General features: G+C 58.4%; 19 protein-coding genes, 1 tRNA gene, 1 pseudogene and 2 riboswitches. Of the genes and pseudogenes, 5 read left to right on the plus strand and 16 right to left on the minus strand.

The window, feature by feature from the left end; translation table 11 throughout:
- Positions 1 to 366: 366 nt before the first annotated feature.
- From Q1J43_RS05445 to Q1J43_RS05475, 7 genes are all read right to left on the minus strand, one after another.
- Positions 367 to 1,326, minus strand: coding sequence for a pseudouridine synthase (locus Q1J43_RS05445; protein ID WP_301101375.1), 960 nt, complete (start codon positions 1,324 to 1,326; stop codon positions 367 to 369).
- Positions 1,307 to 1,891 (minus strand): SMC-Scp complex subunit ScpB, encoded by a 585-nt coding sequence (gene scpB, locus Q1J43_RS05450; protein WP_301101376.1) that lies wholly within the window; start codon positions 1,889 to 1,891, stop codon positions 1,307 to 1,309. Before scpB ends, Q1J43_RS05445 begins: the two co-directional genes overlap by 20 nt.
- Positions 1,872 to 2,711 carry a ScpA family protein gene (locus Q1J43_RS05455; RefSeq protein ID WP_301101377.1) on the minus strand — a complete coding sequence of 280 codons (840 nt, stop codon included), beginning with the start codon at positions 2,709 to 2,711 and terminating at the stop codon, positions 1,872 to 1,874. The genes scpB and Q1J43_RS05455 overlap by 20 nt, the downstream gene beginning before the upstream one ends.
- Positions 2,712 to 2,869: 158 nt before the next feature.
- Positions 2,870 to 4,072: a tryptophan--tRNA ligase gene (locus Q1J43_RS05460; protein WP_301101378.1), complete on the minus strand. Its 1,203-nt coding sequence runs from the start codon at positions 4,070 to 4,072 to the stop codon at positions 2,870 to 2,872.
- 4 nt (positions 4,073 to 4,076) lie between these two features.
- Positions 4,077 to 4,724 (minus strand): site-2 protease family protein, encoded by a 648-nt coding sequence (locus Q1J43_RS05465; RefSeq protein ID WP_301101394.1) that lies wholly within the window; start codon positions 4,722 to 4,724, stop codon positions 4,077 to 4,079.
- A gap of 13 nt (positions 4,725 to 4,737) precedes the next feature.
- Complete coding sequence (locus Q1J43_RS05470; protein ID WP_301101379.1) at positions 4,738 to 5,364, minus strand: L-threonylcarbamoyladenylate synthase; 627 nt, start codon at positions 5,362 to 5,364, stop codon at positions 4,738 to 4,740.
- A gap of 2 nt (positions 5,365 to 5,366) precedes the next feature.
- A complete protein-coding gene (locus tag Q1J43_RS05475; RefSeq protein WP_301101381.1) occupies positions 5,367 to 6,197 on the minus strand; it encodes a 3',5'-nucleoside bisphosphate phosphatase in 831 nt (276 codons plus the stop codon).
- 134 nt (positions 6,198 to 6,331) lie between these two features.
- Positions 6,332 to 6,436: riboswitch (glycine riboswitch) on the plus strand.
- A gap of 3 nt (positions 6,437 to 6,439) precedes the next feature.
- Positions 6,440 to 6,539, plus strand: a riboswitch (glycine riboswitch).
- A gap of 87 nt (positions 6,540 to 6,626) precedes the next feature.
- On the opposite strand from Q1J43_RS05475, the gene gcvT reads away from it, so the two are divergent.
- Positions 6,627 to 7,718 (plus strand): glycine cleavage system aminomethyltransferase GcvT, encoded by a 1,092-nt coding sequence (gcvT, locus tag Q1J43_RS05480; RefSeq protein WP_301101382.1) that lies wholly within the window; start codon positions 6,627 to 6,629, stop codon positions 7,716 to 7,718.
- Positions 7,719 to 7,727: 9 nt separating this feature from the next.
- Here gcvT and Q1J43_RS05485 read toward each other — a convergent pair whose 3' ends face one another.
- Positions 7,728 to 7,997 carry a hypothetical protein gene (locus tag Q1J43_RS05485; RefSeq protein WP_301101383.1) on the minus strand — a complete coding sequence of 90 codons (270 nt, stop codon included), beginning with the start codon at positions 7,995 to 7,997 and terminating at the stop codon, positions 7,728 to 7,730.
- A gap of 54 nt (positions 7,998 to 8,051) precedes the next feature.
- Between Q1J43_RS05485 and Q1J43_RS05490 the strand changes: the two genes are divergently transcribed.
- Both Q1J43_RS05490 and Q1J43_RS05495 read left to right on the plus strand, forming a co-directional pair.
- Positions 8,052 to 9,362: a hypothetical protein gene (locus tag Q1J43_RS05490; protein ID WP_301101384.1), complete on the plus strand. Its 1,311-nt coding sequence runs from the start codon at positions 8,052 to 8,054 to the stop codon at positions 9,360 to 9,362.
- Positions 9,355 to 10,458 (plus strand): phosphoserine transaminase, encoded by a 1,104-nt coding sequence (locus Q1J43_RS05495; RefSeq protein ID WP_301101385.1) that lies wholly within the window; start codon positions 9,355 to 9,357, stop codon positions 10,456 to 10,458. Before Q1J43_RS05490 ends, Q1J43_RS05495 begins: the two co-directional genes overlap by 8 nt.
- A gap of 6 nt (positions 10,459 to 10,464) precedes the next feature.
- Here the strand turns inward: Q1J43_RS05495 and Q1J43_RS05500 are convergent, their stop codons facing one another.
- Entirely contained in the window at positions 10,465 to 12,261 is a 1,797-nt protein-coding gene (locus tag Q1J43_RS05500) for a GGDEF domain-containing protein (protein WP_301101386.1), read from the minus strand.
- A gap of 123 nt (positions 12,262 to 12,384) precedes the next feature.
- Between Q1J43_RS05500 and Q1J43_RS05505 the strand changes: the two genes are divergently transcribed.
- A tRNA-Thr gene (locus Q1J43_RS05505) sits at positions 12,385 to 12,455 on the plus strand.
- A 103-nt stretch (positions 12,456 to 12,558) separates the two neighbouring features.
- A pseudogene (locus Q1J43_RS05510) lies at positions 12,559 to 12,945 on the plus strand (GNAT family N-acetyltransferase); the annotation flags it as partial.
- Positions 12,946 to 12,995: 50 nt separating this feature from the next.
- On the opposite strand, the gene Q1J43_RS05515 reads toward Q1J43_RS05510, so the two are convergent.
- From Q1J43_RS05515 to Q1J43_RS05545, 7 genes are all read right to left on the minus strand, one after another.
- Complete coding sequence (locus Q1J43_RS05515) at positions 12,996 to 14,486, minus strand: O-antigen ligase family protein (RefSeq protein ID WP_301101387.1); 1,491 nt, start codon at positions 14,484 to 14,486, stop codon at positions 12,996 to 12,998.
- A 7-nt stretch (positions 14,487 to 14,493) separates the two neighbouring features.
- Positions 14,494 to 15,021, minus strand: coding sequence for a hypothetical protein (locus tag Q1J43_RS05520; RefSeq protein ID WP_301101388.1), 528 nt, complete (start codon positions 15,019 to 15,021; stop codon positions 14,494 to 14,496).
- Between the two features lie 172 nt (positions 15,022 to 15,193).
- Positions 15,194 to 16,486 carry a hypothetical protein gene (locus tag Q1J43_RS05525; protein ID WP_301101389.1) on the minus strand — a complete coding sequence of 431 codons (1,293 nt, stop codon included), beginning with the start codon at positions 16,484 to 16,486 and terminating at the stop codon, positions 15,194 to 15,196.
- Positions 16,487 to 16,489: 3 nt separating this feature from the next.
- The gene (locus Q1J43_RS05530) at positions 16,490 to 17,893 is read right to left on the minus strand and encodes a J domain-containing protein (RefSeq protein WP_301101390.1); all 1,404 of its coding nucleotides are present in this window, start codon (positions 17,891 to 17,893) and stop codon (positions 16,490 to 16,492) included.
- An 8-nt stretch (positions 17,894 to 17,901) separates the two neighbouring features.
- Entirely contained in the window at positions 17,902 to 20,166 is a 2,265-nt protein-coding gene (locus Q1J43_RS05535; RefSeq protein ID WP_301101391.1) for a polysaccharide biosynthesis tyrosine autokinase, read from the minus strand.
- Positions 20,167 to 20,234: 68 nt separating this feature from the next.
- Positions 20,235 to 20,951: a polysaccharide biosynthesis/export family protein gene (locus Q1J43_RS05540; RefSeq protein ID WP_301101392.1), complete on the minus strand. Its 717-nt coding sequence runs from the start codon at positions 20,949 to 20,951 to the stop codon at positions 20,235 to 20,237.
- A 38-nt stretch (positions 20,952 to 20,989) separates the two neighbouring features.
- The gene (locus Q1J43_RS05545; protein WP_301101393.1) at positions 20,990 to 21,775 is read right to left on the minus strand and encodes a CpsB/CapC family capsule biosynthesis tyrosine phosphatase; all 786 of its coding nucleotides are present in this window, start codon (positions 21,773 to 21,775) and stop codon (positions 20,990 to 20,992) included.
- Between the last annotated feature and the right edge of the window lie 184 nt (positions 21,776 to 21,959).

The following is a 21,959-nucleotide window of genomic DNA, read 5'->3' on the forward strand; positions in this document are numbered from 1 at the left end:
CAGTCGCTGAAACTCGGGAAGCGAGCGGGGAAACGGCAAATCGTCTCGTTCAAGCACGTCGATAACCATGGCCATCCCAAGTTGGCACAGATGCTCAACATACTACCGGTAGTGGATTTGGGAGACAACCGGATAAGCACGCTCCTAATTTTTGATCGAGTCAGAAGAATCAGGCCGACCGTAGCGCTAGGTCAAACCTAGGTAGTCCCCCGGCAAAGCCGGGGGACTACCTCATTTATTTATCGATCTTCGGCGAAGGCAATCAGCGTGTTCTTGAGTACATTTACTCAGAAATCGCCGATTTAGGCGACAGGAAATTGCTTGATGCCGTGAGTCAGTAGCAGGTCCGGGCGCGTGTGCAGGGTTTCAGCGCTCTCTCGGCTTACGCAATGGACGGCCTGGCGAAGGATCTTCCATGCCGAAATCAGCCAGCAGCTTCTGCACATCGCCTTCGCCAATTTCCAGCACCTTACCGCGCTTGAGGTTGGGAGGCAGAACGAATGGGCCGTAACGCACGCGCATCAGGCGGCTGACGACGGCGCCGACGGCTTCGAACATCCGGCGCACCTCGCGATTGCGCCCTTCGAACAACGAAACGCGATACCAGTGATTGGCGCCCTCACCTCCCGCTTCCTGAAAGGTTGCGAACTGGGCCAGACCGTCGTCAAGTTCGATCCCATCGAGCAGGCGCTGACGCGCGTCGTCGGCCAATTCGCCGAGAATTCGAACGGCATACTCACGCACCAGATTGTAGCGCGGGTGCATCAGGCGGTTGGCCAGTTCGCCCGAGGTGGTGAACAGCAGCAGACCGCTGGTATTAAAATCAAGACGGCCGACGGCCACCCAGCGCCCGCCGGACATCCTGGGCAAGGCGGTAAAGACATTCGGGCGGTGGTCAGGATCGTCGCGCGAAACGATCTCGCCTTCGGGCTTGTGATAAATGATCACACGTGGCAAGCGGTTCGAGAACTTAAGATGTACCAGTTTGCCATTGACCTTGATGCGATCTCCGGGACTGGCTGACTGGCCGGTTATCGCCGTTTCACCATTGACATTGACGCGACCCGCAGCAATCAGTACTTCCATCTCGCGACGCGAACCGATACCACTTTGCGCCAGTAGCTTATGCAGGCGTTCGGGTTTGCCCGGCAGAACCATATGACGTCCGCGCTTTGACGGTTCACCGGCAGCGGCCCGCGGCGCGTGGCGCGACCTGGGCTCGGCAGCGCGCTCTTCAAGCTCCGACTGCTTTACGCTGTCAGGGACCACGTCACGCGGCGCGGCGGCAGGCGCTCGGAAAGGGGTTTTACGGGTTTTCTTGGGCATTGGCCAGGTCCAGCGTTTGATTCATTATCTCGAGCGGTGGCAACTCGGTCACACTGCGCAATCCGAGGTCGTCGAGAAATTTCTTGGTGGTTGCCAGAAGTGCCGGACGTCCCGGCGTATCGCGATGGCCAACGACATCGATCCAGCCGCGTTCTTCAAGCACCCGGATGATCTGGGTAGCTACCGTGACACCGCGGATATCCTCGATGTCGCCACGTGTCACCGGCTGGCGATAGGCGACGATGGCCAGGGTTTCCAGAACGGCACGCGAATATTTTGGCGGCTTTTCGGGGTTGAGCCGCTCCAGATAGGGTAAAAATTCGGCGCGGGTGCGGAAGCGCCAGCCACTGGCCAATTGCGCGAGTTCCAGCGACCGCTCGGCCCACTCGAGGCGCAACTCATCAAGCAAGACACGCAGGACATCGCTGCCCATTTCATCGGCAAAGACTTTTCTCAGATCGGATAGCGACAAGGGCTGCTGCGCCGCCAACAGCACTGCTTCCAGGACCCTCTTCAACTCACCGGGACTCTTCGGCGAGTTGCTATCAGTGTTCAACTCGGCCATCAGCCAACCTCACGTAAATCGGAGCAAATGCTTCTGTCTGCGTTATCTCAAGCAGCTGTTCGCGCGCCAGCTCAAGCATCGCCAGAAAGTGTACCACCAGTACCGGCGCACCCAACGCCAGATCGAACATCGCCACGAACTCGACAAAACCGCCGTTGTCACGCAGTTGCCGCAGGATCAGCCCCATATGCTCACGCACGGATAGTTCTTCACGCGCAATCAGGTGATGCGTATGCAGCTTGGCCTGACGCAACAGACCAGACCAGGCGTTCTTCAAATCCTCGGCGCAGACTTCGGGCAGCCGTTGCAGCATGGATTTCTCGACCCATACCTCAACCCAGTCGAAATCGCGTTCGGCCTGCGGCATTTCATCAAGACGGTGCGCCGCCAGCTTCATCTGCTCGTATTCGATCAGCCGGCGCACCAGCTCTGCGCGCGGATCGTCAACATCCTGACCATCAAGCACCCTGGCCTTGGGCAGCAACATGCGCGACTTGATCTCGATCAGCATCGCCGCCATCACCAGATAGTCGGCGGCCAGTTCAAGATTATGCGAGCGCATGGCCTCGACATAGCTCAGGTACTGTACGGTCAGCGGCGCCATCGGAATGTCGAGCACATTTACATTGGCCTTGCGGATCAGGTACAGCAGCAAATCGAGCGGCCCCTCAAAGGCATCGAGCATGACCGCCATGGCATCCGGCGGGATGTACAGATCAAGCGGCAGCTGTACCATCGGCTCGCCATAGATCCTGGCCAGCGGTTCAACGCCTTCCGTCCAGGGCTCTGCAACGTGTTCGCTGGTGGCGGTCTCGTTCATCCTGAAAAGCTCAATTCTCACCGCAAAGGCGCGAAGGCGCAAAGATTGCGAAGGGACATTGGTCTGCGAAACAAAATGGCTGACTCTCGATCTTCTTTGCGAAACTCTGCGCCCTTCGCGTCTTTGCGGTGAGGTTCTTTTGGCTCATCGCTGTCCAGTCAACTGTAGTTCAGGCCCATCGCTTCGCGCACGTCGCGCATGGTTTCCTGCGCCAGTTGGCGCGCTTTGTCGTTGCCGTCGGCGATGATGCTGCGCACCAGCGCCGTGTCGTCAAGATAGGTCTGCGCTCGCTCACGCATGGGCGCCTGTTCGCGCAGGATGCCGTCGATTACCGGCTGCTTGCACTCCAGGCAGCCAATACCAGCGCTGCGGCAGCCCTGCTGCACCCAGTCCCGGCACGCAGCGTCGGAATAGATCATATGCAATTGCCATACCGGGCACTTGTCCGGATCGCCGGCATCGGTGCGGCAAACACGTGCCGGATCGGTCGGCATGCGCTTGATTTTGTGCCTTACCTGGGACTCGTCCTCGCGCAGGGTGATCGTGTTGTTGTATGACTTGGACATTTTCTGGCCGTCAAGACCGGGCATTTTTGAAGCTTCAGTCAACAGCGCGCCGGGTTCGACCAGGATCATCTTGCCGGTACCTTCGAGATAGCCCAGCAAACGCTCGCGATCGTCAAGCGCAAGGCCTGGCACGTCATTGAGCAGCGCATGCGCACGTTCAATCGCAGTGGCATCACCCTCCTGCTGGAAACGGGTACGCAATTGCGTGTATGACCGTGCATTCTTGCTGCCCAGCTTTTTTACCGCCGCCATCGCCTTCTCTTCGAACCCGGGTTCGCGGCCGTACATATGGTTAAAGCGGCGTGCCAACTCGCGGGTGAATTCGACGTGCGGCACTTGATCCTCGCCAACCGGCACCTTGTCGGCGCGGTAGATCAGGATGTCAGAACTCATCAGCAGAGGGTAACCGAGAAAGCCGTAGGTTGATAAATCCTTGCTATCGAGTTTTTGCTGTTGATCCTTGTAAGTCGGAACCCGCTCCAGCCAGCCAAGCGGTGTCATCATTGACAGCAGGAGATGCAGCTCAGCGTGTTCCGGCACTTGCGACTGAATAAAGAGTGTCGCCTGTGCCGGATCGACGCCGGCAGCGAGCCAGTCAATCACCATCTCCCAGGTAGACTGCTCGATGCCATGCGGATTATCGTATTGGGTAGTCAGGGCGTGCCAATCGGCGACAAAAAACAGACAGGGATACGCGTGCTGAAGCTTGATCCAGTTCTTCAGCACACCGTGAAAGTGCCCAAGATGCAGGCTGCCCGTGGGGCGCATTCCGGAGAGGACTCGTTCGGCGTACATGGTGTCAGTTCAGTTGAAAAAGAATGAAGATCAGATTCCGGAACAGAGCCACGAAAGGCCACAATACGTAATCAAGAATCCGGAAATACAACAATACCAGGAGGATGAAAAATCCCCAGCGCTCAAGCTTGGCGAACTTCCAGGCCAGCGCGTGCGGCAGCAGGCTGACGGCGATGCGCCCGCCGTCGAGCGGAGGCAGCGGGAGGAGATTGAGCACCATCAACGCCAGGTTGATGCTGATTCCGACTTCACTCATTGCCGCCAAAGGATGACTGTACGCATTGAGCGGAATCAAGGTATCCAACTTGAGCACCCCCGCCCATCCCACGGCCATCAACAGATTGACCGCCGGCCCGGCAGCCGCTACCCACAGCATGTCGCGCTTGGGGTGGCGCAAACGTGCGAAGTTGACCGGCACCGGTTTGGCCCAGCCGAAAAGAAAGGGACTGTGCACAATAAAAAGTAGGAGGGGTAGCAAAATAGTGCCAAAAAGATCAATGTGGCGCAGCGGATTGAGGCTGATGCGACCGGCCTGCCAGGCCGTCGGATCGCCGAAGTGACGCGCCGTATAGCCATGCGCCGCTTCATGCAGAGTGATGGCAAAAATCACTGGCAGCGCGGCGATGACAATGGTCTGGATCAGGGCAGAAATATCCATCAAGAAATCATTCCAGTCCAAAGGGTTCAAGTGGCCCGCGTCCGGCACGGATCAACGTCGGCGGCAGCGTGGTCAAATCGATTACCGTCGTCGGCTCGGTACCGCAATGACCGCCATCCAGGATTAGTTCGAGTAAATCATCCAGACAATCCTGAATCTCCCAGCCTTCGGTCAGCGGCGCCTCGTCGCCGGGTAATATCAAGGTCGAGGTCAGCAAGGGTTCGCCCAGTTCCTCAAGCAGCGCCAGCGCCACCTTGTGCTCCGGCACGCGCAAGCCGATGGTCTTGCGCTTGGGGTGCAGTACCCGGCGCGGCAGTTCCTTCGTCCCCTCAAGAATGAAGGTGTAACTACCCGGCGTAGTGGCCTTGAGCAGGCGATACTGGGTGTTATCGACACGGGCAAACTGGGCAATCTCGGAGAGGTCGCGGCACATCAGCGTCAGATGGTGGCGCTCGTCCACATCGCGTATCCGTCGGATACGCTCGACCGCATCCTTGTCGCCCAAGCGACAACCAAGCGCGTAGCAAGAGTCGGTCGGAATCGCCAGCACCCCGCCGGCGCGCACCACCTCCACCGCCTGAGCGAGCAGGCGCGGCTGCGGATCGTCAGAATGAATAGTCAGATAGCGGGCCATGGTCAGAAGGCTTCCCAGACGGGGGTCAGCCCCTGGGGCAGAGGCGCCAGTTTGCCCAGATCGACGTAACTCTCGCCCGGCCCGTGGAAGTCGGAACCGCAGGACGCCAGGAAACCGTACTCGCGCGCCAGACGGCTAAACACCGTCGTATTTTCAGCGGAATGACTGCCTGAAACCACCTCGATCGCCTGTCCGCCAAGGCCCTTGAATTCATCAAGCAAACACCGCATTTCCGGTCGCGAGAGTTTATAGCGACCGGGGTGGGCAACGGCGGCAACCCCCCCGGCACCGACAATCCAGCCCACGGAATCGGCCAGCGTCACCCAACGGTGATCAACGTAGCCGGGACGACCAGGTACCAGATAGGAATCAAAAACGCTGCGCACATCCTTGCATACCCCGGTCTCCACCAGAAAACGGGCAAAATGCGCGCGGCTGATCAGACTTGGATTTTCGGCGTGCTGCATGGCGCCGTCGAAAGCCCCCTTGATGCCGATTTTCTCCAATTCGGCAGACATGCGTTGCGCGCGATCGACCCGACCCGAACGAATCAACGCCAGACCGGCATTGAGCGCCGCATCATCGGCATCAAACGCCAGGCCAAGAATGTGGACCTGCAAACCACCCCACTCGATGGAGATTTCAACGCCATTGACAAAACCCATGCCGAGCTCGTCGGCGACGGAACGCGCCGCCGGTAAACCGCCCAAATTGTCATGGTCGGTCAGCGCCAACAGTTCGACGCCATTTCCCGCAGCGCGGCGAGCGACCGCCGCAGCCTGCAAAAGCCCGTCAGACGCGGTGGAATGGCAGTGTAGGTCGACGTTGAGCACGAAAACGCAATCAGTGGAAAGCCGCCGATGATAGCACAGTGAGCCCGCCCACTTCCGGCCCGGGATTCTCGCATTCTCGCATTCTGCGAAAGCCCGATCAAACTTGCGGCCCTCGCCAGCATCGCGTTATAGTTCGACCGCGAACGGGAGAGAGTGGGTAATACGTCAAGGTGATAATCCCCGCCGCCGAAGGCGCAATCCACCCGGAAACGCTCAGGCAAAAGGACCGTTCGTGCAATGAACTCTGGAGAGCGGCGCTTGGCAAAAAGCGTCCACCGATGGGGCAACGTGAGCGGAAGCAACTGATCCGCCACGACAATCTCTCAGGTATCAAGGACAGGGGGGTGAACTCACGACGGGTTCGCCCTTTTTTTGCGCCCTTTTTTTGTTTCTGAAATAAGTTTCAGCACCTTCCTGCATGGGATTGATATGACACAGAAAACTTTCCTGAATGACGCCCATCGGCGGCTTGGCGCCAAGATGGTCGACTTCGGCGGCTGGGATATGCCGTTGCACTATGGCTCACAGATCGAGGAGCACCATGCGGTACGGCGCGACTGCGGCATGTTCGACGTCTCGCACATGTGTGCGGTCGATGTTGCCGGACCGGGTGCAAAAGCTTTCCTGCTGCACCTGCTGGCCAACAACGTCGACAAGCTCAAGCTGCCGGGCAAGGCGCTCTACAGCACCATGCTCAACGAGGCGGGCGGCGTGATCGACGACCTCATCGTTTATTTCGTTGGTGAGGCGCACTATCGTATCGTCATCAACGCTGGAACGACCGAGAAAGATCTGGCCTGGATGGCCGCCCGCCTTGCCCAATGGAAGCTCGAAGCGGCCTGCGAAGTTGCCATTATTGCGCGCCGCGACCTGGCCATCATTGCCGTGCAGGGTCCGAACGCCAGGAAAATGCTCTGGCAGGTGCTGCCCGAGACTCGGGCGGCCAGCAGCGGACTGAAAGCGTTTTTTTCCGTCACCGTCGGCAACTATTTCGTCGCCAGCACTGGCTATACCGGTGAGGATGGTTTCGAGATCACCCTGCCGGCCAGCAGGGCTGAGGCGCTCTGGCAGGCGCTGGCCGACGCCGGTGTCAGGCCGATTGGTCTGGGCGCGCGCGACACCCTGCGCCTTGAGGCCGGACTGAATCTCTACGGACAAGACATGGATGAAACGGTTTCGCCGCTCGACGCTGGCCTGGCCTGGACCGTGGATCTCGTCGCCACACGTGACTTCGTCGGCAAGGCCGCGCTGCTCGCCAAGCCCCAACAAAACCAGTTTCTCGGACTGCTGTTGCTTGAACGGGGGGTGCTGCGTGCCCACCAGAAAGTTGTCACCGCTCAGGGCGACGGCGAAATTACCAGCGGCACCTACTCACCCACCCTGCAAAAGTCGATCGCGCTCGCCCGCCTGCCAATGGGTGTCGCCATCGGCGAGAGCGTCAAAGTACAAGTTCGCGACAAGTTGCTAAGCGCCAAGGTGGTCAAGCCCTGCTTTGTTCGCAACGGCAAGGCGATGGTTTAAAAATAGCAATTAACCACAACGGACACAGCGAGAAACAAAAAACCAGGGTAAATTTGTTCTACCGCTAACCCATTGATTTGCCGTCATTCCTGGCTCTGAACTTCCTACGGTCGCTTGCGCCGGAATGACAATTCTGTGCGATTTATCCCAAGGTTCATGGCCACTTTGGCCGCCTATGATGATGCTTGTCGCACTGGCGAAGGCGACCGCAGATAACCAGCGGAAATGTGCTGCGCCGGAATAACGACGCCGGTTGATGATGATTCCAATGACATTCATGCAATCGCCCTGTCAAAATCGGGCAGGTCCTTTGCGTGGCCAGGTGAAACTTGTATGATGCTTGATTTGGTGGGGACTCAAGGCGCCTCGGGCACGCATGACAAATACTGGAATCACCTGATGACCACCTCGCCTCCTGGCGCGACGAGCCCGGCCGAGATGCCTTTCTTCGGTCTGGCGCCATTTCTGCGCATGAGCATCGCCGGTGTTGATCTACTGCCTTATGCTCAGGAGATGCTGGCGCTGGCCGAGGAACGCCCCGATGACGCCAATCTGTGGATGAACCTGTCGCTGGCTGTGCAGTGCCTTGGCCAGCGTGAGTCTGGTCTGGCCATTCAGGCGCAGGCACTGGAACTGAAGCGCATTTATCACCTCGCGGCGACTGAACAGCCGGCCCGGTTGTGCGTGCTGATGTTGATGGTGCCGGGCGACCTGGCAGCCAATACGCCGCTTGAATGCCTGCTTGAAACCGGCGATATCGATCTGGTTTTCTATTACGTCTCCCCTGACGACCCACTGGCCTTTCCCATCCCCGAGCACGATGTACTGTTGGTGGCCATGGGTGAGTCCGCCGCAAATCGCTCACTGCTTGCCACGCTGACGCAGGCCCTGGCCGACTGGCCAAAGCCGGTCATCAATTCACCGCAGCATATCCATACCACCGACCGCAGCGTGGCCAGCCGCTTGCTGCAAGGAGCGCCAGGGCTACTCATTCCACCCACCCTGCATGCTCCGCGTGCGGCATTGCAGGCAATCGCCAGCGGCGCCGAACGCCTCGGCGAACGCTTTGTCGGCTGCGATTTTCCGGTCATTGTGCGTCCCGTCGACTCCCAGGGCGGACGCGATCTTGACAAAATCGACTCACCCGAAATGGTCGCGGCCTACCTGGCCCGCGTTGACAGCACAGAATTCTTTGTTTCCCGATTCATCGATTACCGTGGTCAGGACGGACTGTTCCGGAAATACCGGATTGCCTTGATCGATGGTTCGCCCTTTGCCTGTCATATGGGCGTTTCGTCGCACTGGATGGTTCATTACGTGAACGCCGGAATGTACGAGGAGGCGCACAAGCGGGCTGAAGAGGCGAGCTTCATGGCCAATTTCGACGACTTTGCCCGACGCCACAAACCGGCACTTAACGCCATTGCTGCCCGCACCGGGCTTGATTATTTGTGCATCGACTGCGCGGAAACCCAGGCCGGCCAGCTCCTGGTGTTCGAGGTCGATCATTGCATGGTGGTGCATGCCATGGATCCGGAAGACCTCTTCCCTTACAAGCAGACTTATATGCAGAAGGTCAAAACCGCTTTTCGCGATTACCTTCTGCGCCTGGATGTGGCGCAACGACGGGACAACGATGAATAAACTCAATCGCCTGAATTTTTCCGGCGGTCCCGGCGCACTGCCGGAAAGCGTTCTGCAGCAAGCGCAGGAGGCGATTATTGAGGTGCCGGGAATGGGCCTCTCGGTGTTGGGCATCAGCCACCGCTCGGACTGGTTTGCCGCTGTCATTAGCGAACTGGAAGCCAATATCCGCACGCTTCTGGGACTGCCCAACGATTATCACGTCCTGCTGCTGCAAGGCGGCGCGACGCAGCAGTTTTCGATGCTGCCGATGACCCTGCTGCGCGGCAAGGCGCATCCGGCAGATTATTTGCATACCGGCTACTGGAGCGGCAAGTCGCTTCCCGAGGCAAGGCGTGAAGGGCCTGTGCACCTGGCCTGGAGCGGTGAAGCGGGCGGTTTCAGGCGCTTGCCAAGCGACGACGAACTGTCGTTCTCGGCGCAGGCGCCTTACCTTCATTATGTTTCCAATGAAACGGTTGAAGGGTTACAGTTCCATCGGGTGCTCGGTCGCGACGACGTGCCGCGCATTTGCGACATGTCGTCGGACTTTCTCTCCCGGCCCTGCGCGGCCGAACGGTTTTCGTTCATCTACGCCCACGCGCAGAAAAACATTGGCCCTGCCGGAGTGACCGTAATTCTGATCCGTGATGAGTTACTCAAGGAGGCGCCGACCGATTTGCCCGGCTTCCTTGATTACCGCATGCAGATTGAGGCGCACTCCAACTACAACACTCCGCCGGTATTTGCCATCTACGTGGTCCTGCTGGTAACACGCTGGCTGCTCAATGAAATCGGCGGTGTGGTCCAGATGGGTGCGATCAACCGCAGCAAGGCCGAACTGCTCTATCACCTGCTCGACGACAGCGACGGTTTTTATCGTGGCCGGGCAGAGGCGCAGGATCGCTCCCTGATGAATGTGGCGTTCAATCTGGACAGCCCGGAACGGGAAAGCCAATTCCTCGCCGAGGCGCAGGCCGCAGGCTTTTCCGGCCTGGCCGGGCATCGGGCCATCGGCGGCCTGCGCGCCTCGATCTACAACGCGCTGACCCTCTCTGCCGTTGAAGAATTGGCTGGCTTTATGGACGATTTCCGGCGTCGGCAGGCGGCCTGCTAGCGCGTTTTATCCGACGATGACCCGGTTCTTGCCGGCTTTTTTGGCGGCATACATCGCTTCGTCTGCCCGTTTGGTCACGCTGGCCTGGGTGTCGTCGCGCTGGAAACTGGTCAAACCGGCGCTGAAGGTGATCAACACCTTTTCGTTATCGTGCAGGAAGAAGCGTGTGGTGAGTTCCCTTTGCAGACGGACGATTGCTTTCTTGGCGTCTTCGAGTGGTGTCTCGGGCAGAAGGATGATGAATTCTTCTCCGCCAAAACGGGCAAGGGTATCCTGCGGGCGGAGGGTGTCGCGGATGACGGTAACCAAATGGATGAGCGCGGCGTCGCCGGCATCATGGCCGAGCGAGTCGTTGAGTTTCTTGAAATTGTCGATGTCGAGCATGGCCACGCAGAGCGCGGACTTTCTGCGTTGCGCGCGCCCCACTTCGTGGCCAAAGGCTTCTTCAAGACCACGGCGGTTGAGCGTGCCGGTGAGTTGATCGTTGCGCACCAGCATGCTCGCCTTGTCGAGTTCGCCCTGCAATTCATTGATGCGTTTGTCGGCGTCTTCGACACGCTGTTTGGAGGTGCGCAGATCATCGCGCGAACGCTGCGCGTTGATCTGGATGATTCGGGTTTCACGAATGACTTCGGCGAGCACGTCTTCGAGCTGGGTAATGTCCTCGGCCTTGCTGATTTTTTCAACACAGATTTCGATCTTGTCGTGGTAGTCCGAGGTCGAATCGGCAAATTCGGCCAGGTGATCGACGAATCCGGCCAGCATGTGTTTGAGGGCTTCCTTGGCTTCGATCAGACTGTGCTTGAGTTGGCCTTGTTTGAAGATGACTTCCTTAAGGCGATGTTCGGCATCCTTGATGGCACGCAGGTTCAAGGGACGCGCAACAATCTCGCGCACCATTTCGATTTGTCCGTTCACCCAGCGGTCGTCGACCACCAGTTCGCTGACATTCTCGATCATCAGTTGCAACAGCTTGAGCAAGCCGGAACGAAGTTCGTTGCGATCCTCAGCCAGGAACTCAAGTCGGAAAGCAAAGCGTTTGACGTCGGCGAGCAGTTCATCCATGGTCTTGAGCGTGGCCGCGTTGCGTACCGCCGTGGCGAGTGTTTTGGCCTGCGTCGCCAGTTCGGGTTCATCGTCGAGTTGGGTCGCGACAACAACCTCCAGCGTGTAGGCGAACAGGTTGCGCAATTCGGGCAATAGTTCACTGGCACGGCTGGCCGCAGCGGTGCTTGTGCCGGACGCCAGAGCTTCTGGCACAAGCGCTTCTGGCGATGGGTCAATAGCACCTTCGACCCGTGTCATGGCGTCAGAGTCGGCGCTATTGAGCGCCCACGATTTGATCAGGCTTTGCAGCCGGGCATAGAAGAGTTCACTATTTTTCGAGGCGCTGGCCAGCACATGCTCAAGCGATTCACGTTTGCGCGCGGGAGTAAGGTTCGACTGCTTGGCTTCCCATTGACGCAGGAAATCGGCTAGAAGATCGCTCCAGCTCAACTCGGTTTCAGCGCTATGTTCCTTGATGAATTCAACCAGGGTTTTTCTGTAGTCCTCCCAATTTTTTCCCTTGAGAGATAGATCAAGCTGCCGTGAGAGGCGCTGTTGAACCGGAGTTTCCTTGGGTAGCGACAGCAGCAGTGCTTTCAATTCGCGCTCGGGAAAGCCCTCAGCGGTGCTATCGCTGATACCGGCAATTTCGTTGTAAATGGCCTGATAATTGTCCGGTGACGGTGCCATGCGCCGCGACATCAGTTGTTTTAGCGTTTCACGGGCAATTTCGGCGGGGTTGGATGGGGTAGTCATGATCTGTTGTATTCCAAGAGGCGCAGTACAGGAGTTTAGCGTTTATTCCAAGAATGATTCATTTATGGCGTCCAGCAGCAATCGCCCGCTTCGGCTATAATTCGCGCCGCGACCGTCAGGTCCGCCCCCGTAGCATGAAGGTCGTGCAGTTGATTTGTAATCATCAGGTCGTGGTTCGATTCCGCGCGGGGGCACCGGTAAAAACAAGCGCTTAAGCCACTTTTCGAGGTGGCTTTTTTGTTTTATGGCTGTCGTGCAGCTCTGGTATAACCAAATTCGTTCAACACCGAAAACTCTACGCAGCTCTTTGCCATCGGCAGTCGCATATTTGTTGTGGCCGATCAAGACAAGCGCGTCTGTGGCTACTACGCTATGGCGGCTGGCGCTGTCTCGCACCAGATGGCTACAAGTCCAGTGCGGCGCAATATGCCCGATCCCATTCCAGTGATGGTTCTGGCACGGCTTGCTGTGGATCAACGCGCTCAAGGCATGCATTTGGGAGCGTCATTGCTGCAGGATGCTGTCAACCGTGTGGTTGCTGTGTCCCACAATATAGGAGTCAGGGCTTTGCTGGTGCATGCGCTTCATGACCGGGCCAAGCAGTTCTACGAGCATTACGGATTTCAAGTGTCACCGGTGCATTCCATGACCTTCATGTTGCGTCTAATCAGTGTGAAGCCCTAAACCTCCTGAAAATCCCATCCCCCTGCTCTCCCGTTTACGGAAGAGGAGAGTCATCTTGCAAATGGATTGGGTAGGTCAATCGCCGTTGCCGGAGGGGCCTGTGGGAAGGGGTTCGGCGGTTCGCGATGGCGCTTGCGCGGGGCATCCTCAGTTTGCCGCACAGCCTTTGCCGGGGCAAAGAGAAGGCCGGCAAGGAAGGCGAAGAAAATGGCATTGGCTGGTATGCGTAAGTTGTACTCGACCAGGCCGTGCAGCGCGATGAGGAAGATGCCGATGGCGGCGCCAATGCGCAGGTAACGTTCACGCGGCCAGCCTTCTTCGCGCAGGGTTTGAACACAACGCCGTAGGTAGAGCGCAAGCAGCAGAACGATAAGGCCGCCAGCCAGCAAGCCGCCCTCGAAGAGCCACTCAAGATAGTCGTTGTGCGCGTGATTGACGAAGGCGGAGATGTCAGCCGGGTGAAAGCGGCGGAAAACGTCGGGGAAGGTCCCTGCACCAGAGCCGAGCGGAAAGAAGGTGCCGACACCTTCGAGCGTGGCGGTGGCGATGCTCCAGCGGCCGTCAGCCACCGGGTCGTTTTCCGCAAAGCGTTGCAAAACGGGCACCAAGCCGACCGCAAGCGCCATGCCGCCGAGCAGCACCATCACACCGCCAACGGTACGCATGGTCTGCCGTCCACCCAAGCGGGGAGCAAAGGCGGCGGCGCTCACGATCACGCCGAGGATCAGCAGGGCAATGCCGGTGCGCGAACGCGAGAAGACGATCGCCAGGCCGAATACGGTAAGCAGAAGGAGGTAGAGCACATAGACTCTGATTCGCGCTTCGCCAATGGCGGCAAATGCCCCACGCAGACCCTTGCTGCGATAGCGGCGCGCCTTGGGTGCGGCGTTGCCAAAGCTGGCGGCGAAGAGCGCGGCGGCAAGCGGGAAAGCCATTTCGAAGAGGCCGGCAAAGTGGTTGCGATTGGGATAGCTACCCTGCGCGGCGTAGGACGGCAGCATGCCAAGATAAAACATTGCGTCTTGCGTACCGTACTGCACCAGCCCAAGAAGAGCCTGAACACCGGCAATGGCCAGCAGCACATAGACGAGCTGCTGGCGCGTGCGGTCCGCGCAAAGGATGGTGCCGAAAAATATGGCTAGCGGAGGCAGCAGCGCCAACGCGCTCACCTGTGAGGCGAAGGGCACGATGGAAATACTTTGCTGACCGCTGTTCTCGCCAAACAGGGATTGTCCTTCGGCGTATAGAGCGCGCCCCGGTAACGTCACCCAGATGCTGGCCGGCACCGGCAGTAGGGGGAGCAGTACGATTGCCGCGAGCAGCCAAATGGCCAGGCATTCGCCCCGACCCAGGCTGGCCCACGGCGACTGGCGATGCACGATGATTTGTACAAAGATGAGCAATGCCAACAACTCGAGGGCAAGCAGGGGCAAGGGGCGATTCCCCGCACGAAAAATCGGCGCCAGAATCAACAGCGCCGCTAACGGCAGCAAAAATGAAAACGCCGCACTGGGCGCGCGGCGCTTTGAGTCGAGTGACACGCTGAAATTACTCGGCGCTGACCGGAGTGTCGTCGTTATTGTTGGCGTTGTGAATCGCCACACCAACGACAGCGACACCACCCACAATGCCCGCAATGGCGAGTGGGGTTAAGCCAGCCGCTCCACCTGCTGCACCGCCTGCGCCGGCACCGGCTAGGTCGCCACTGCCAGCGGGAATATCAGTCCTCGTGCCACCGAGGGCTTGAGCCAGCTTGAGGTTTTCCGAGCCGGCATTGTCGGCTTGTTTTTCACAGCCCTGACTGCCCATTGTCAGCAGTTTGTTTTCCTTGAGGTTAGTCACGCAGCCATCGCTATAGACGACTTTGGCGGACGCTTTGTCAAGAGCAATGACGCGGTCACCGGTGCGGACTTCCATACCATCCTTGGCGCTCACGAAGCCCTTGCCCTTGTTGACCAGAACCTTGCCGTTCACATCGCCGAGCGAAGCGAGAACGATCTGGTCTGCGGCGAGCGCATCACCGGCAAAAGCAGCAGCGATTGCGGCGGCCAAAATGATTTGTCGAGTCTTAATCATTGGATTACTCCCGAGATGAACGGTGTTGATAGGAAGAACTGACGACCGGAAGGTATCAGGCCGGAAACGGATTCGTCAAGAGCATTTTGAATATTTGTCATGAATCGGCTCTGGCTGTGGCTTTCTTTCTTGTTAGTTACGAGCTTGACGGGGAATGCTTTATCAGTTTTGCCTACTTGCGGGTGATGGCGAGGTCGTCGAACCAGATCTGGCCTTCGGCGACGAAGTCAAGCGCGGCCTTGCCGACCAGTTCGAGGCGTAGATCCTGAACGTCGCAGCCTGATTCCGGCACTGTGAAGGCGACGACGAAATGGCTCCATTCAGCGGAGCCCTTGTATCGCTCTGTGCTAGCCAGGGGTTCGGCTTTGCCGAAGCAGGTCATGGTCCACTGGACACCCCGCTCGGCCTTCAGGCTGTCGACGCGCGCGCGACCACGCAGTCCGTATTCACCGGGAGGGAGCATCAGGTACTGGTTGAAATGCCGCCAGTAGGCAGGCAAACCCTGGAAAACAACGTGCAGAGCACGAGCACCGGTCGTTCCGTAGGTCGGATCAAAACCAACTAACACGCCCTGAACTGGCTGGTCGATCCATTCAAATCCGAGGTTGCGCGTGGCATACTCGAAACCACCGTTGTGCAGTTCGCTGTCGAAGGCCAGCGCTTCTTTCGGTAGCGAGTCGAGCCAGATAAGATAGGCGTCGAGCCAGTGCCCGTCATTCTGGAGGCGTGTGAGGTAGATCCGAAGCTGTGTCTCCTCGACCGGGTTGGGTCCTTGCAGTTGCATGGAGTACAGGACGCGCAGGACATCGGCATTCGGCGCCTGGTAACTGACAAACTGAAAAAAGGCAGGCCACCAGCGAATCGGCGACCTGAGCAGGCTGGCGAAGGCTTCGTCAGAGCGCGGGTGGGCCATGAGTCGAAGAAACAGCGGGAAGAGCTTCTCGCCCAGTTCCGGGTTACGGTTGAGTATGACGTTGGCCGCTTGCAATGCGCTGACTGGATCGTTCTTGCGCAGCCAGAACTGCCAGGCGGTGAGCCGCACATCGGTGCGCTGCGGCGCCAGTTCGACCGCCTGCTGCATGGCCTTGATCGCCAACTCGGAGGCTTTTTGCGCATCGGCGTACTGGGCCAGCGCGGCGTACAGGCGGCCTTCGGCTGGCTGTGCCGCGGCCGCGTCGCGCAGGCGCTTGTAGGCCAGGATGTTATCGCTGGCGGCCGGTTCCAGCGCCAAGTCGATCAGCGCCCCGGGGTGTTTGCGCGACCAGGTCAGCGCCTGGCGTGCCCCCTCCGGCGTGCCTTCCTGCGCGAAGTAGTCGGAAAGATTGACGGTAATTGCTACCCAGGCCAGAACGGAGACCAGCGCCAGAAGAAAAACCTCCCGCCAACTGAATCCACCAAAACGGGCACCCGGCCGGAAGTCTTCCGGCGTGGTAGGCGAAACTCCAGAGTTGGCGGCAGCTTGCATGGTTCAGTTGTTGCTCTGGTTGGACACGTGATGGTAGATACCCAGGATGAGCGGTGGATTCCCCTCGGCCAAAACTTCGATATTCAGCGTGCCATTGTACAGGCGCTGAAAACTTTCGTTTTGTCGCTGAATGCGGGCCTGGAAACGTCCTTCGCCTTTGACGGTTTCGCCCCTGGGTGTCCAGCGCATATCCCAAACAATGAGCTGGCGACTGGTCGTTGAGGTGAACAGATCTTCGTAATCCTTGCGGATCTTGCTGCGGTCACCGGTTTCGTTGTGTGCGCCATCGTGAAAAAGGGCCATGAACTGCTCAAGATTGCCGCGTTCATAGCGAAGTGCGAGCTGCGGTATGACGCTGCCGGGGTCTTCGGACGCACGCTTTTCGAGCTTCGTATCGGCGCGAAGCTCAAGGGCGGGGGCAGGCTCAAGCGGCGACGGGGACGGCTCATGGCGGTTCACGGCGAGCGGCATCTCAAGCGCTGGGCGTGATGATTTCTGTGGGCTGGGTGGCGATGCCTTGGCGGGCAGCTTAATGCCGTTAGCATCGGCAGCGCCAGACGTGACCACCCGGGAGTTGCCGCCGACGAGCGTCAAGGCCTGCTCAACTGGCTGAAGTTGTGCGGCACCGACGGTAGCCTCCGTAGCCGGCGTGTCGGTCACGACCTCCTGGCGCGGAGCAGCACTCGGCGCCGCAGCCGTTTCTGCCGGCAACGTTTTCAGGGCGACGATCGTGCTGCCGCCGTCACCGCCACCGAGGGCGGCGGACGGCTCGTTGCTCAGCCAGATCCAACTGATCGAGACTGAAGCCACGACCACCAATACGGCCAGAGAAACCTGCGGCAGATGACGCCACACATAGCGCTGCAATGGGGTATCGCCGCTGCGATAGCGCGCGTGCATCGGCCGGCGAACCGGTGCGGGAGTGAGCAAAGGCGCGTTTGGCGTGGCTCGGGCATTCTGCGCTTCAAACTCAATCTGGGTATTGTATTGGGCTCTTTTATCCGTATCACGCAAGATGGCGTAGGCCTGGTTGATGCGCGCAGCGGCGGCAGTGTGCCAGGCCTCGTCGGAGTGCTCACGATCCGGGTGCAGAAAGCGCATCAGGAGTCGGTGGTGGGCCTTTATTTCAACATCCGTGGCCCGCACCGTGACGCCATGCAATCGATAATAATCTGCCCCCGGCGCCAGCAGGACCTGCTCGACAAAAAATCGGGCGGCGGCCTGCCATTCATTGGTGCTGGCAAGGCCCGGCGCTAGCTTCAGGGACTCAGGCGTGGCGCCGCCGGCAAGCCGCAGCAGGGGCCTGACATCACCACCGAGGGGACGGCCAGGATCCCTGAAATCAAGGAAACGTGCCGGTGTTCGGTAAAAGGCCAGCGCCTGTTCCAGAAGAGCGTTCGACGACATGCGCGTACTCAGGCGGACTGCCGCTGAGCTTTGGCCTCGGGTGAGCCATCGTAATAGTAGTAGTTGTTCTGGTAGTAGCCATAACCGCGCCCGAAAGCATCCACTTTGGTGATGATGCCGCCGAGAATGTGGGTCCGGGTCGCGCGCAATCGCTTGATGGCGTCTTTGGCGTAGCCTCGGCGTGTCGCGGCGAACTCGCAGACCATGACCGTGGCTTCGGCCAGGCTGCCGAGCAGCGGAGCGTCTGCCAGGCCAAGTACCGGTGGCCCGTCAATGATGACCTGATCAAATTTTTCAGAAGCAAGCGACAGCAAAGTAGCCATTTTTGCGCTGGAAAGCAGTTCGGCCGGGTTGGGCGGCAGAGGCCCGGAGAACATGGCATAGAGTTGCGGCACCGGGGTAGTCGAGGTGACATCGGCGGCTTGGGCTTCGCCGGCCAGCAGGTTGGTCAGGCCCCTTTCATTGCTCATGCCGAGCTTCTTGTGTAGCGATGCCTTGCGCAAATCAGCGTCGATCAACAGCACGTTCTTGCCCGCTTGCGCAAAGGCAATGGCCAGGCTCAAGGCCGTGGTGCTCTTGCCCTCGCCCATCGAACTGCTGGTCACCATCAGAACCTTGGGCACCCCGGTCGGCGTGGAGAATTGCAGCGACGTGCGCAGCGACCTGAAACTTTCGGCAAAGGCCGAACGCGGGTCATTGACCAGCTCCATAGCCAGTTCCTTGCTGATGTCGCTGGCGTTCTTGAGGTAGGGGATCAGGCCCAGCAGGGGCAGGTGCAACTCGCGTTCGAGATCCTCACCGTGCTTGACGGTGTCATCCAGATGCTCGAACAGGAAAGCCAGCGCGATGCCGCCAAACAAGCCAAGAAAGGCGGCAACCAGGAGATTGATGGCAAGCTTGGGCTTGAACGGATGGTTGGGAATCTCGGCCTTATCAACAATGGCAATATTGTTGATTCCGATGCCGCCGGCAACGCCGACTTCCTTGTAGCGATGGAGCAGGCCCTCGTAAAGCTGGCGGTTGGTGTCGGCTTCGCGCTTGAGCACGTTGTATTGAATGCTCCGATCCTGCAAACCGAGCATCGACGACTTGGCCTGTTGCAGCTTGGCCGAAATCATCGATTCCTTGCTCTTGGCCGCTTCATAGGAGGAGGTGATGGACGAACGGACGTTATCCACTTCCTCATTGATCTTGGCTTGCAGTTCAGCGATTTGCGCCTCGAGCTGCATCATCTTCGGGTAGCCGGGCTTGTAGGTCTTGAGGCCATCCTGATAGTCGGCTTCAAGCTTGGCTTTGGTTTCCTTGAGGCGCTGTATTGTCGGGTTGAGCAGGACTTCCGGAATACCTTGGGTTTTGGCCGCTTTCATCTGGGTATAGACCGATTCTGACTGGATGCGCTCCTGTTGCACCTTGGCCAGTGCCACAGTGAATTCCTGCAGAGTCTGGCTATCGACACTCGACTGTTTTTCGTCACCTTTGATGATTTCTTGCTCGCGGGCGAACTTGTTGAGGTTTTTTTCGGAGTCTTCGAGTTTGGCCTTGACCTGCTCCAGGCGTTCCTGCAGGAAGGTCTTGGCGTAGGAAGAAGCATCCATTCTGCGCTCGAGATTGAGCGCAATATAGGCTTGGGCGACGGCGTTGACGACCCGGGTGGCAAGTTGCGCATCGGCATTCTCGAAATGCACCTTGACCAAGCGCGAATTGCGCACCGGTTCAATAGTCAATAATTTTAAAAACTGCCCAACAATTGGTGACTCCTGGCCGGCTTTTCTGCGCTGTGTGTCCTTCGTTTCCTCCTGCGCGCCAATCCCGATGTAGTCGAGAAGGCTGCGGCTTTTCTGCGTAAACGCCAGGCTTTCGGCAAGGTTAAGTTGGTCAATGACGCGCTGGGCGAGCGTTCGGCTTTTCAGCAACTCGTACTGGGTCTGATAAAAATCGCGCGAATCGCTGAGCCCCTCGTTCGGCGTGACCTGCTGAATTTCGACGACCTTGGCATCGTTGCGCTCGATCTGCAGGGTAATGCTAGAACGAAAGATCGGCGTCATTAACAGGGTGCCGACGGCCACCGCAGTGACGATGATGAGAAAGAAGAAAATGATCGTCCATTTACGCTTGAGAATGATCTCCCAGTAATGCCGCAGATCGATCGCATCGTCGTCGTGCTGGGAAAGATTCGGGGCCTGGAGGTGCGTACTGAGCGCACTGTCTTTGCGCAAGGCAATGACCGACGATTCAGAATTTTGGCCGTGGGGTAGTTGGGCGTGTTGAGTCATATGCGATGAACTATAAACTCATGAAAGCCAAAAAGCCGCGCAGCGCGGCAATCAAGCGGGGTGAATGTCTAAAGAGCACCAAAGGTAATGAAGCCGCGCAAGGTATCGGTGATCCCTCTGAGAAAGGCTTTTGCCTGCGATTTATCGACAACCAGAATGTCATTGTTTTTCAGTGCGGGATCGGCGATGACGCCACTGCGAACCTGATCCAGATCGTAAAGAATCATCTGCCGGTTACCGTTCTTCTCAAGCCGGAATACCCGGATCGTGGAGGTGTCGCCAACCTCTTTCATACCGCCAGCAAGCGCAACGGCCTGCAACAGCGTCGTGCGACCGGTGATCGGGTAAATCCCTGCTTTTTCGACCTGGCCTTCGACGGTGACGCGCTGGCTGGTGTATTCCTTGATGAAGACGCTAACCTGGGGATCCTGCAGGTAGGATTCTTTCAGCTTCTCGGCAATCCGCGCTTCAAGCTCGGTGGCTGACAAGCCGGCCGCCTTGACCGGACCAATCAACGAAAGAGTGATCAATCCATGCGAGTTGACGCGAACTGCACGATCGAGTTCCTTGACCTGGAATACCGAGATTTCAAGAAGATCGTTGGCGCCAATGCGATATTCTTCGTCGGATGGTTCGGGCAATTCGGTCGGGCGCAGCGCATCGACGTTCTGCCCGGCAGGCAGGGAAGCCGTCTCGACGCGTGAAGTCAACGCTGGCAACGACGGGTCGGCATGCACTGAACCCGCGAAAAAAGCCACCAGCAGCAATAAGCAGTAAAATCTCATACCCACCTCCGTACCACAACGTCATTTTCAGCCAGCGACTACCGACCGAATAGCCGACCCAACCATCCGGGACGATTTTTCGACTTGCCACCGGGCGGAGGAGTGCTACTCGGCGCTAGGTCGTCGATTATACACTGGGGGCGATCAAGGACTAATCTTACCGCTTCCTCGGCGCCGACCCATTTCTCAGCCGCGTGGCGCCCTTCGGCAAGCAGCGGAGGGCGGTTGCCCAGTCCGTGGGCATCGGTAGCGAGCAGGTGAACCAATCCTTCATCAAGCATTCTTTCGGCCCAGTAACGGGCATCCGAGCCGAATCGACCAGTCAGACTGCCGGAGGTGATCTGCATCCAGGCGCCCCGCTCAACCAGTCGTTTGAACACATCGTAGTGATCGCCAATCCAACTCAGGCGTTCGGGATGGGTGATGACTGGAATATACCCTGCCGCAACCAGCTCGAACACGGATTGCTCAAACCCCGGCGGGGCGACATGGTGCGCCGGTTCAAGGAGCAGGTAGGCCGACCCAGCGAGGGTCGGCACGGCCCCGCTCCGCAAACGACCGAGCAAGCCCGGAACAAGATGCGTGTCGGCTCCGATGACAAGTTGCAGCGGAATCTCTTCCTCAGCCAACGCATTACGCAGTGCCTCAATCGACCATTCGATAGTCTGCCGCGAGTTATCGTAAAGACCCGGGTAAATATGCGGGGTGCAGGCCGTTATCACAATGCCATCGGCGACAGCCGCGCGGGCCATCGCTAGTGACACCTGCATATCAGGCGATCCATCGTCGATACCGGGGAGCAAATGACAATGCAGATCAATCAAACGAACACCTCAAAGAAAGAGTAGTGGAACGCCGCAAGGCAGATTAGACATCATGTATTGACCTGCCACACCTCAAGCGACGAGGGTTACGCTTGGGGTTTGTTCAACCGTAGGCGCAGAGCCTAAATTGAGGGAGGCAGGTCATGAAAGAGTTTAGCAAGTACGTGGGGCTGGATGTGCATAA

This window comes from Propionivibrio sp. (assembly GCF_029255185.1).
Taxonomy (GTDB): domain Bacteria; phylum Pseudomonadota; class Gammaproteobacteria; order Burkholderiales; family Rhodocyclaceae; genus Propionivibrio.

Bases quoted from the DNA above. Each gene is read 5' to 3' on its own strand.
- scpB (WP_301101376.1), bottom strand. From the start codon at position 1,891: ATGGCCGAGTTGAACACTGATAGCAACTCGCCGAAGAGTCCCGGTGAG.
- Q1J43_RS05525 (WP_301101389.1), bottom strand. From the start codon at position 16,486: ATGCAAGCTGCCGCCAACTCTGGAGTTTCGCCTACCACGCCGGAAGAC.
- Q1J43_RS05460 (WP_301101378.1), bottom strand. From the start codon at position 4,072: ATGTACGCCGAACGAGTCCTCTCCGGAATGCGCCCCACGGGCAGCCTG.
- Q1J43_RS05455 (WP_301101377.1), bottom strand. From the start codon at position 2,711: ATGAACGAGACCGCCACCAGCGAACACGTTGCAGAGCCCTGGACGGAA.
- gcvT (WP_301101382.1), top strand. From the start codon at position 6,627: ATGACACAGAAAACTTTCCTGAATGACGCCCATCGGCGGCTTGGCGCC.
- Q1J43_RS05540 (WP_301101392.1), bottom strand. From the start codon at position 20,951: ATGAGATTTTACTGCTTATTGCTGCTGGTGGCTTTTTTCGCGGGTTCA.
- Q1J43_RS05535 (WP_301101391.1), bottom strand. From the start codon at position 20,166: ATGACTCAACACGCCCAACTACCCCACGGCCAAAATTCTGAATCGTCG.
- Q1J43_RS05445 (WP_301101375.1), bottom strand. From the start codon at position 1,326: ATGCCCAAGAAAACCCGTAAAACCCCTTTCCGAGCGCCTGCCGCCGCG.
- Q1J43_RS05500 (WP_301101386.1), bottom strand. From the start codon at position 12,261: ATGACTACCCCATCCAACCCCGCCGAAATTGCCCGTGAAACGCTAAAA.
- Q1J43_RS05485 (WP_301101383.1), bottom strand. From the start codon at position 7,997: ATGAATGTCATTGGAATCATCATCAACCGGCGTCGTTATTCCGGCGCA.
- Q1J43_RS05470 (WP_301101379.1), bottom strand. From the start codon at position 5,364: ATGGCCCGCTATCTGACTATTCATTCTGACGATCCGCAGCCGCGCCTG.
- Q1J43_RS05490 (WP_301101384.1), top strand. From the start codon at position 8,052: ATGATGCTTGATTTGGTGGGGACTCAAGGCGCCTCGGGCACGCATGAC.
- Q1J43_RS05520 (WP_301101388.1), bottom strand. From the start codon at position 15,021: ATGATTAAGACTCGACAAATCATTTTGGCCGCCGCAATCGCTGCTGCT.
- Q1J43_RS05495 (WP_301101385.1), top strand. From the start codon at position 9,355: ATGAATAAACTCAATCGCCTGAATTTTTCCGGCGGTCCCGGCGCACTG.
- Q1J43_RS05530 (WP_301101390.1), bottom strand. From the start codon at position 17,893: ATGTCGTCGAACGCTCTTCTGGAACAGGCGCTGGCCTTTTACCGAACA.